Below are 10,264 nucleotides of genomic sequence, written 5' to 3'. Positions count from 1 at the left end.
CCACCGACACACCGATCGACACCCGCTGCTCCTGCAGATAAATGATCAGCGGCCGGAACAAATCCACCAGGATCAGGATCAAGAGGATGTCGGCGGTGATCGCGTGGAACTTGGGCGCCGAGAGCAGCGTGGGGAAGAGGATGCGCATCTGCAGGGACATCACGCAGAACAGGCCCACGCAGAGCGACACCGCGATCAGATCCTGAATCGCCTCGAGCGACTGAACGATCTGGATACGACGGAACTGCTGATACCAGCGCACCTCTCCGGGGGGAGGGGTACTCAGGCCTGGGGGAACCGGCAACGGCTCAGCCTGGGAGTGCGGCCGATCGGCGTGGATCGACTCGACGCTGGTGGGGATGGTGGAACTCACGGTGGATCGGTCTCTTCGGCTGGGGGTCAGTGGGCGAACCTTAGGCGGCACTTTTCTTATGGGTCAACCTGTGTTCGATGAGGTTTTTTGATTGGACCCATAGGCCCCGGCGCTCACTCCACTTTTCCCGTCGCCACCGCAGACCATGGGCGAGCATGGAGTGCGACTCCCGTTGCACCACCTGCCCAGTGCCCGCTCCCGCCAAGGCTCAATGCCCCTACTGCGGAGTCGGCTGTGGCCTGGAACTCAAACCACCGGCGGCGGACGCCAACAGTCCAGACCTCCCAGACGCCGCCGAGGCCATCTGGACCGTCCGCGGTGACCGGCAGCATCCCTCCTCCCTCGGTCAGGTGTGCGTCAAGGGGGCCACGGTGGCCGAGACCCTGGGCCGCAATCGCCTGAGCACACCCTTGTGGCGAGAGCAGCGCGACCAACCCTTTCAGGCGATCAGCTGGGAGCGGGCCTTCACAATCCTGGTGGAGCGGATCCAGGCTATTCAGGCAGAGCAGGGGTCTAGTGGGATCGCGATGTATGGCTCCGGCCAGTTCCTCACCGAGGACTATTACGTCGCCAACAAACTGATCAAAGGGGCCCTGGGCACCAACAACTTCGATGCCAATTCACGGCTGTGCATGAGCTCGGCGGTGTCGGGCTACAAGCTCAGTCTGGGCTCCGATGGCCCCCCCTGCTGCTACGACGACCTCGACCTGGCAGGCACGGTGGTGCTGATCGGCACCAACACCGCCGAGTGTCACCCCGTGCTCTTTCAGCGCCTGCTCAAGCGCAAACGCCGCCAGAAGGAGGCGCTGCAGCTGATCGTGGTCGATCCCCGTGCCACCGCCACCAGTGATGCGGCTGACCTGCACCTGGCCATCCGCCCGGGCACGGATCTGGTGCTGCTGCATGGCGTGGGCCACCTGCTGCTGCAGCTGGGGGCTGTGGATCCCGAGCGGGTGGCGGCCACCGCCGATGGCTTCGCTGAACTGGCGGCCCTCTGGGCCGGCTGGACACCGGAGCGGGTCTGCGCCCTCTGCGGGATCGAGGAGGAGGCGCTGCGCCGTCTGGCCGCGGCGTGGGCCGCCAGTGCCGGAGTGCTCAGCCTCTGGTCGATGGGGGTGAACCAGAGCGTGGAGGGCACGGCCACTGTGGCGGGGATCATCAACCTCCATCTGGTCAGCGGCCAGATCGGCAAACCCGGGGCCGGCCCCTTTTCCCTCACCGGGCAGCCCAATGCCATGGGCGGACGGGAAGCCGGAGGCCTGGCCGCGCTGCTGCCCGGCTACCGCTCGATCCACGAGGCCAGCCACCGCGCCGCGATCGAGCAGCACTGGGGCTTTCCCCCCGGCGCGATCTCCGAGCGCGATGGCCTCTCGGTGTGGGAGCAGATCGAGGCGATGGAGCGCGGTGAGCTGGGTCTGTGGTGGGTGGCAGCCACCAACCCGCTGGTGAGCCTGCCCTGGCTGGACCGGGTGCGCCAGGCGGTGGCCCGCTGCCCCCTGGTGGTGCTGAACGAGGCCTATGCGGGCACCGAAACCGAAGCGGTGGCCCACCTGGTGCTGCCGGCCGCCCAATGGAGCGAAAAGGAGGGGGTGATGACCAACTCGGAGCGCCGGGTCACCTTGTCGCAGGCCTTCCGCCAGCCCCCCGGCGAAGCCCGCCCCGACTGGTCCATCTTCGCGGAGGTGGGCCGGCGGCTGGGCTTTGCCAAGCAGTTCGCCTATGGCTCCTCGGCCGAGGTCTACGCCGAGTTCGCGGCGATCACCGCCGGGCGGATCTGCGACCACAGCGGTCTCAGCCACGACCTGCTGGCCGAGCACGGGCCCCAGCAATGGCCGTTCCCGGCTGGCACAGCGCCGGGGGGCGGCCAGGCGCGACTGCACACCCAGGGCGTGTATCCCACAGCCAACGGCAAGGCCCGCCTGGCGGCCCAGCAACCTCTGGGGCTGGGGGAGCCGCCAGATGCCAGCTTCCCTCTGGTGCTCACGGTGGGGCGATACCTCGGCCACTGGCACACCATGACCCGCACCATCCATGTGGAGCGGGTGCGACGGAGTCACCCGGAACCCCTGCTGGAGATCAACCCGGCCGACGCCAAGCGCTGCGACCTCGACGATGGCGGCCTGGCCCGGGTGAGCTCCCGCCGCGGCAACCTGACCGTGAAGGTGCAGATCACCGATCGGATTCGCCCGGGCACGGTGTTCCTGCCGATGCACTGGGGTGCGGCCCAGGAGCAGGCCTGTGAGGCCAACCGGCTGATGCATGCCCTGGGCTGCCCGGTCTCGAAGCAACCCGAACTCAAGGCAGCCGCCGTGCAGGTGGAGAGGGCCTAGGACGCCACCCGGGGCGGGGCTCAGCCGATCGGCAGCATCGCCTCCACCAGCTCGGGGGAGAGGCGCAGCACCAAAGGGCCACTGCCGGTGGGATGGTCGTCCACCAACCCCGACTGGCGCAAGCGGGAGAGCATCTTGGTGACCGTGACGCGCGTGTTGCCGATCAACTCGGCCAGGCGCTCATGGGTGATCCGGATCGGCAATTCGTACCAGAGGCCATTGCGCCGTCCCAGCCGCTCCACCAGTAAGGCCAGCAGCGCCCTCAGTCGCTTCTCCGTGTCCGGGTGGTGGCGGATCATCAGCAACTCCAGAGTCCAGGTGCTGAGATCGGTGAGATCACGCACCGCTTCGGTCCGCTCCACCCGCTCGATCTGAACCAGGGTGAGGGCTTCGAGGCCCACCCAGTCGCGGCGAAGGGCCAGGGCATCGCAGACATCACCCGGTTGCAGAAAGCCGATCGTGATTTCCTGGCCAGCGGAGGCCAGCAGAAACACGCGAAGGATGCCGGTAAGGACCCGCACCGGGGAGGTGGCGGCAGCATGGCCACCATCCAGCAGCAGGGTCTGGCCACCCGCCATCGATAGCTGGCCGAAGGACTGATGGACCGGAAGGGCTGTCCTCACGTGTCGTCGTGGGCGAAACGGCGGTAGAGAAAATCGAGAGCGCGGTTGCGGTAATCAAAGTATTCGGGCAGCTCCATCAGCCGGGCACGATCGCGGGGCTGCGGGAAGGGGAGGTCAAGGATTTCGCCGATCTTCGCCGCCGGTCCGTTGGTCATCATCACCACCCGGTCGGCCAGAAACAGGGCCTCATCGATGTCGTGGGTGATCATCAACACCGTGATCTTGTGCTCCGACCAGATCTTGAGCAACTCCTCCTGGAGCTCCTCCCTGGTGATCGGATCGAGGGCCCCGAAGGGTTCATCGAGCACCAGCACCTTGGGTTGCAGGGCCAGGGCCCTGGCAATCGACACCCGCTGTTTCATGCCACCGGAGAGGCTGCCCGGCTTCTTGGCGGCAGCCTCGGTAAGGCCCACCATGGCGAGGTGCTGTTCCACCAGGGCCCGTGCCTGGCCGTTGCGCTTGAGCTCGGGGAAAACGCTGTTGACCGCCAGGGCGATGTTGTCGTAGGCCGAAAGCCAGGGCAGCAGGCAGTAGTTCTGGAACACCACCATGCGATCGGGGCCGGGCTCCACGATCGGCTCCGACTCCAGCCGCACCTGGCCCGTGGTGGGCTCGCGGAAGCCGGAGACCATGTCGAGCAGGGTGGACTTGCCGCAACCGGAGTGACCGATCACGCAGATGAACTCGCCTTCACGAACCTCGAGGTGGACATCATCGAGAACGGTGTAAGGGCCGTTGGCTGTGGGGTACACCTTCGAGACCCCATCGATGACCAGAAACGGCTCGGATCCCTGGGTGGTGGCTGCGGCGGTGGAGGGGAGGGTCTGCATCGGTTGGAAGGAGAAGAAGCTCAGCGAAGCGGCGCAGCCGGCTCGAGGGTGGTGGGTCGCTCGGGCAGCGAAATCGTTTCGTAGCGGATGGCCCTGGAGGCCTCCAGATGCTTGAGGTAGGCCATCGGATCACTGGGATCCAGGGGCTGGTTCTCGAACAACGGCACGGGCAGAAGCCGGTGGCCGTTGGCGCTCGGCTCAGGCGCCAGCTCGGCGCTGGCCTGGGCGAAGAGATCGGGGCGCTGCACGCGATCGAGCACCTCACTCCAGTTCTCGGGGAACGCGGTGATGCCCCAGCGGGCCAACTGGGTGAGGATCCAGAGCCCATCGCGGGCGTTGGGGGCATTGACCTGGGCACCGTGGAACAGGTTGAAATCCGGGATCAGACCCGGAGCACCGGTGCCGCGGTCGTAGGGATCCACCAGGCCGGGCCGGATCGTGGCCAGCTCGGTGCCCACGTACTCCCGCCTGGCGAGCAGTTCGGCCACTTCGGAGCGATGGGCGGGGTCCTGGCAGTAGCGGCAGGCCTCCAGCAGCGCCTTGATCAGGGCTTGGTGGGTGCGGGGGTGGGCAGCCGCCCAGTCTTCGCGGACCCCGAGCACCTTTTCGCAGTGACCAGGCCAGAGATCGGCGTCGGTGGCGATCACCGTGCCCAGCTGCTGTTGGACAGCCCGGGTGTTCCAGGGCTCCCCGACGCAGAAGCCATCGATGGTGCCCGCCTTGAGGGTGGCCACCATCTGGGGCGGCGGAATCACGATCAGACTGACGTCGCGATCGGGATCAATGCCAGCCGAAGCCAGCCAGGCCCGCAGGATCAGGTTGTGCATCGAGGCCGGATGCACCATCGCCAGCACCGGCTTGCGCTCGGGATGGGCGCTGATCCAGGCCTTGAAATCGGCAAGGCTGCGCACGCCGGCGTCGTGAAAGCGGCGGTGGAGGGTGACGGCATTGCCGTTGCGGGAGAGGGTGAGCGCCGTGACCATGGCCAGGGGCGGCTTGCCCTGGGCGCCCAGGGTGATGGCCAGGGGCATCCCGGCCACAACCTGACCGCCGTCGATCACCCCCTGGCGCAGGTCGGCCTCCAGGGTTTTCCAGTTGGTCTCGCGCCTGAGGCTGACTTGATCCAGGCCGTGTTTGGCGAAGAATCCCTTCTCAAGGGCCACCACGAGAGGGGCGCAGTCGGTGAGGGGGATGAAGCCGAGGGTGAGGTTCACCTTCTCGAGATCATTGGCAGCGATCGCGGCCGAGGGATTCAGCCGCCGCTTGCGCGCCTCTTTCTGCTGGGTGAGAAACTGAACCACCTCGCCGCGCAGGCTGTAGTAGCCAGGGTCCTCCACCACCGTGAGGTGGGTGCGGGGACGGGCCAGGGGCACGTCGAGAATCTGACCGATGTAGGCCTCAGGGCCATTGGTCATCAGAACCACCCGGTCGGAGAGCAGCAGGGCCTCATCCACATCGTGGGTGACCATCACCGTGGTCACCTTGGCCTCCTCGCAGATGCGCATCAGCTGCTCCTGGAGATTGCCGCGGGTGAGGGCATCAAGCGCACCGAAGGGCTCATCCAGCAGCAGCAGCTTGGGACGCAGAGCCAGGGCCCGGGCGATCGCCACCCGCTGCTTCATCCCTCCCGAGATTTCGTGGGGGAATTTCTCGGCAGCAGCCGTCAGACCCACCAGCTTGATGTTGTAATCAATGATGGATTCGCGCTCCTCCTTACTGGAGCCACGCATCACATTGTCAACAGCCAGAGCGATGTTCTGGCGGACAGATTTCCAGGGCAGCAGCGAGTAGTTCTGGAACACCACCATTCGGTCGGGCCCAGGTTCGGTGACCTCCCGGCCCTCCATCAGGATCCCTCCTTCACTGGCGCGGGTGAGGCCAGCCAGCAGATTGAGCAGGGTCGATTTCCCGCAGCCGGAGTGCCCCACAAGGGAGAGGAACTCCCCTTCGGCCACGTTCAGAAAAATATCCTTGAGGGCCACATAGCTGCCACCATCCCTGAGAGGGAAGGTCTGGGTGACGTTGTCAACGGTGAATAGAGCTGGCATGGTCAGTGTCCTCCACTCACCTTCGAGCCCACGAAGGCCACCAAGCGATCGAGGGCAAGGCCAACGATGCCCACATAAACGATCGCCAGGATGATCTGACTGGCACTGGTATCGCCACCAGCGTTGTAGGCGTCCCAGATGAAATAGCCGATGCCACCGTCAGCTTTGAGCATTTCCGCTGCCACGATCGCCAGCCAGGCCAGACCCACGGCGATGCGCAGGCCGGTGAACACATAGGGAACCGTGGCTGGAATCACGATCTCGCGGATGTAGGAGCGTTTGCGCAGCCGCAACACCCTGGCCACGTTGGTGTAATCCTGGGGAATCTGGCGAATGCCCACGGCCGTGTTGATGATCACCGGCCAGATCGAGGTGATGAAAATCACGAAAACGGCCGAGGTGTTGGCGTCCTGGAACACCATCAGGGCGATGGGGAACCAAGCCAGAGGTGGCACTGTGCGCAGCACCTGAATCACTGGATCAAAGCCCTTACCGATGAAGCGGTTGAGGCCAAGAAGGCCACCGATGGCGATGCCGACAACGCCCGAGAGGCTGTAGCCGATCGCCACCCGCTGCAGCGAGATCAGGATTTGCCAGCCCAGGCCCTTGCTGGTCCCCCCGTTGTCATAAAAGGGATCGCTGATGTAGGGATCCCAGGTGTCCACCACCACCTGAATGGGTCCAGGCAGCCGGGCAGCACCAAGGATGGCCGAGAGCAACTGCCAGCTGATCAGGAAGGCCCCGATGCAGATCACATAGGGGACCATTCCTTTGAGAATGGCGGAACTGAACGGGCGGGGGCGCCGCCGCTCGAGGGGAGCAGTGAGGGTCATGGGTAGGCGTTGGTGAGTCGGGCTGGTTCCCGATCAGGTCAGGCCAGAGCCTTGAATTTGAGCGAATCGAGGTAGGCCTTGGGGTTCTCGGGGTCGAAGACCACACCGTCAAAGAAGGTTTCCTTACCCCGGGAATCAGAGGCGGGGATGGCTTTCTCCTGGCCGATGGCGATGGCGGCTTCCTTCCAGAGGTCGGAGCGGTTGACCTTGTCGATCAGGCCCTTGGTATCGGTGGTCTGGGGGAGATAGCCCCAGCGGATGTCTTCGGTGAGGAACCAGAGGTCGTGACTCTTGTAGGGGAAGGAGTAGGAATCGGTCTCCTTCCAGAAGTGCATCCTCAGAGGTGAATCGGTGACGCTGCGGCCATCACCGAAATCGAAAGTGCCAGCCAAACGAGGCTTGATGTCTTCAACATTGCACTTGAAGTATTTGTCTTTCGAGGTGATCTCGCAGAGTTCATCGAGATTGGCAGGATCCTGGCACCACATCTGGGCCTCCTGGACCGCCATCAGCATGGCCTTGGCTGACTTGGGATTCTTGTCGACCCAATCGGCGCGCATCGAGAAGGCCTTCTCGGGGTGGTCCTTCCAGAGTTCACCGGTGATCGCACCGGTGTAGCCGATCTTCTTATTGACAGTGCGCTGGTTCCAGGGTTCACCCACGCAGAAGGTGTCCATGGTGCCGGTCTGGAGGTTGGCCACCATCTGGGCCGGGGGCACCACCACCAGATCCGCTTCCGAAACCGGGTCAACACCGTTGGCGGAAAGCCAGTAGCGCATCCAGAGATCGTGGGTACCGCCGGGGAAGGTCATGGCGGCCTTGAGCAACTTGCCGTCAGCCTTCTTGCGATCGGCAATCTCCTTGATCTTGGGACTTTGTAGCGTGACCTTTTCCTTCAGGAATTCATTGGAGAGGGAGAGGCCCTGGCCATTTACATTAAGCCGCGCCAGGATATACATGGGCAGCGGCTTGCTCGTCTTGGTGATGGTCCCCGCCGTGAGCAGATACGGCATCGGCGTGAGGATGTGAGCCCCATCAATGCCACCGCGATCAGCACCCAGCTCGAGGTTGTCGCGGGTGGCGGCCCAGGAGGTCTGCTTCAGCACCTTCACATCGGGCATGCCGTGCTTGGCGAAGAACCCCTTCTCCTTGGCAATGATCAGGGGGGACGCATCGGTGAGGGCGATGAAGCCGAGCGTCGCTCCTTTGACTTCGGTGTCAGCGGAGCCGGCAGCTGCTGGAGCCGAACTGGTCTCGCTCTTCTTGCCACCGCACGCACTCAACCAGACAGCACCGGCTGCCGTGCCGGCTGCGGTGATCAGAAACCTACGGCGCGAAAGATTGGACATGGAGCCTGAACGGAAGGTGAAGGAGTCGGGCTGCGAGCAATCGCAATCCGGACGGGCTCCGCAATCAAGCGCACCGAACCGGCGATGGTGCTGGCGCTCAGGCTGACCAACACACTTACATCACCACAATCCGCAACACATCAGCGTAGTGATTGCTACCAGGAAAGCCCCTGGCGAGCATTCACGGACATCCCAGGCCCAGGCCGAACTCCATCAGGGCCCTGGGCAGATTGCGGTGTTCATGCCCGGGATGGCTGAGCTTGACCAGGGCAAAGCGCTGCAGCTCATCGAGGCTCTGCCACTGGGCCAACTCCACGCCGGATCCGAGCTGCTCGCAGGCCGCCCGCAAGCGTTCGGGAACAGCCTCAAGCTGCTGCCAGTCGGCGGCGATGGCCGGATCGATGGCCCTCGCCGGACCATCAGCCAGCTCTGCGGTGCGCCGCTGCAGCCACTGGCGCAGGTCAACGATGGCAGCAGGCGCGTCGGACCAGACCAGCAGGCGCGCCCGCTCATCGGAGTCCAGGCTATGCCAGTGGCTCAGCTTGAGCTTGACACCGGCCAGATCGAGCTTGCGGCGCACGGCCATCGGCAGGCAACGCAGATCCTCGACGAAATCCGCCTCGAAGGCGAAGCAGCGCTCGTGCAGGCTCACGCCGACAGCTCCTGACGCAACCGTTCGCCGCTGCGGGCCGCCAGCAGGGCTCTGGCCTGCTCCATTCCCGCTTCGAGGCTCTCGCAGCGGTCGGCCTGCCACCAATACACCGCCAGGTTCCAGAGCAGGGCATCAGCCAGGGGGCCCACCCCCACCAGGGCTGCCAGGGCCTGATCGCGCCAGATCTCCAGGTTCTGCCAGGCCACCTCCTGGGCGGTGATGCCGTGGTCGCGGGGATGCAGCAGGATCCGGCTCATGGCCCCGTGGCGGAGCCGGGCGGTGATGCCGGCCCTGGTGGTGGGCAGGTCGGTGGAACCCTCCAGCCCCTTGACGGTGTACACATCGGTTTCGTCGGCATGGCCCAGGGCCTCCCAGGCACGGGTTTCCGTGGGGGGATGCACAAAGCCGCTCACCAGCAGGTGCTCCCCCTGGTGGGGTGTCCAGAGCAACTCCAGGCTGGCCACCGGCGGCCGTTTGCCGATGGCGTCGCGCACAGGGAGGAGCCGCTCAGCGCTGGGAAAGTGATCAGCCTGGTGGGTGAGGGCCAGGCCGTGGCGATCCAGCCGCTGTTGCACAGCCTCCAGGCTCAGGCCGCGCCATTCGATCCCCAGGGCCGCGAACAACTCAGCCAGGGTGACGCCGTACTTCACCGGCATGGGATCGCCGCCATGCAGCACCACCGGCTGATCCGCCGACGCCAGCACCAGGGCGAGCAGGGGCAGCACCGGTGCCGTGCGGTTGCGGCCGTCGTAGGGGACACCGAAGCAGAGGGGCTTGCGCCCCGGGGTACGCAGGCTGGGGCCCAGCAGCCGGTAGCTCTCGAGCATGCCGGTGAGCTCGATCGGTGATGGCCGGCGAATGCGGTGGGCGATCAGAAAGGCCCCCAGCTGGGCATCGCTCACCTGACCCAGCAGCATCAGGTCCATGGCCTCACAGGCCTCAGCGCGGGTCAGGCCTGTGCTGGTGTGCTCTCCGCTGCCCACTTTGGCCAGCAGCTCCCGGAAACGCACCGCCTCGGGAGGCATTGGCGGCCGCCTTGGCAACTCCCCACGGATCCCCTCTGGAGCCATGTTTGGTAAAGCTTGCAACAAGAACTGGATCCACGTACTGGGACGCTAAAGGGTCAGGTCTCAGCATTCGGGACCGACCGTGAGCGCAGCTCAACCATCCGCCGCGGGGGCAGCGTCCCAGGCCGCCACCGGCGTGAAGCTGAACAAGGTGGAGAA

At 65.2% G+C, this 10,264-nt stretch carries 8 protein-coding genes and 1 pseudogene; 1 reads left to right on the top strand and 8 read right to left on the bottom strand.

Annotated features, from left to right (window positions below; translation table 11 throughout):
- Positions 1 to 373, bottom strand: a pseudogene (locus KBY78_RS12330) (hypothetical protein); the annotation flags it as partial.
- Between the two features lie 155 nt (positions 374 to 528).
- Here KBY78_RS12330 and KBY78_RS12325 point away from each other — a divergent pair.
- Positions 529 to 2,703: a molybdopterin oxidoreductase family protein gene (locus KBY78_RS12325; protein ID WP_255143834.1), complete on the top strand. Its 2,175-nt coding sequence runs from the start codon at positions 529 to 531 to the stop codon at positions 2,701 to 2,703.
- A gap of 20 nt (positions 2,704 to 2,723) precedes the next feature.
- Here the strand turns inward: KBY78_RS12325 and KBY78_RS12320 are convergent, their stop codons facing one another.
- The 7 genes from KBY78_RS12320 to KBY78_RS12290 form a co-directional block, all read right to left on the bottom strand.
- Positions 2,724 to 3,326 carry a Crp/Fnr family transcriptional regulator gene (locus KBY78_RS12320; RefSeq protein WP_255143833.1) on the bottom strand — a complete coding sequence of 201 codons (603 nt, stop codon included), beginning with the start codon at positions 3,324 to 3,326 and terminating at the stop codon, positions 2,724 to 2,726.
- Complete coding sequence (locus KBY78_RS12315; RefSeq protein ID WP_006173167.1) at positions 3,323 to 4,156, bottom strand: nitrate ABC transporter ATP-binding protein; 834 nt, start codon at positions 4,154 to 4,156, stop codon at positions 3,323 to 3,325. The genes KBY78_RS12320 and KBY78_RS12315 overlap by 4 nt, the downstream gene beginning before the upstream one ends.
- A gap of 20 nt (positions 4,157 to 4,176) precedes the next feature.
- The gene (locus tag KBY78_RS12310) at positions 4,177 to 6,204 is read right to left on the bottom strand and encodes a nitrate ABC transporter ATP-binding protein (RefSeq protein ID WP_255143832.1); all 2,028 of its coding nucleotides are present in this window, start codon (positions 6,202 to 6,204) and stop codon (positions 4,177 to 4,179) included.
- A gap of 2 nt (positions 6,205 to 6,206) precedes the next feature.
- Positions 6,207 to 7,037, bottom strand: coding sequence for a nitrate ABC transporter permease (ntrB, locus tag KBY78_RS12305; RefSeq protein WP_006173165.1), 831 nt, complete (start codon positions 7,035 to 7,037; stop codon positions 6,207 to 6,209).
- A 38-nt stretch (positions 7,038 to 7,075) separates the two neighbouring features.
- Positions 7,076 to 8,386, bottom strand: a complete 1,311-nt coding sequence (locus KBY78_RS12300; protein WP_006173164.1) for a CmpA/NrtA family ABC transporter substrate-binding protein — start codon at positions 8,384 to 8,386, stop codon at positions 7,076 to 7,078.
- A gap of 181 nt (positions 8,387 to 8,567) precedes the next feature.
- Positions 8,568 to 9,038: a nitrate reductase associated protein gene (locus KBY78_RS12295; protein WP_255143831.1), complete on the bottom strand. Its 471-nt coding sequence runs from the start codon at positions 9,036 to 9,038 to the stop codon at positions 8,568 to 8,570.
- Positions 9,035 to 10,063 (bottom strand): hypothetical protein, encoded by a 1,029-nt coding sequence (locus tag KBY78_RS12290; RefSeq protein ID WP_006173162.1) that lies wholly within the window; start codon positions 10,061 to 10,063, stop codon positions 9,035 to 9,037. Before KBY78_RS12290 ends, KBY78_RS12295 begins: the two co-directional genes overlap by 4 nt.
- Positions 10,064 to 10,264: the final 201 nt, after the last annotated feature.

It is taken from the genome of Synechococcus sp. EJ6-Ellesmere (assembly GCF_024345875.1).
Taxonomy (GTDB): domain Bacteria; phylum Cyanobacteriota; class Cyanobacteriia; order PCC-6307; family Cyanobiaceae; genus Regnicoccus_A; species Regnicoccus_A antarcticus.
This window is presented reverse-complemented; position numbering and strand designations above follow the sequence as displayed.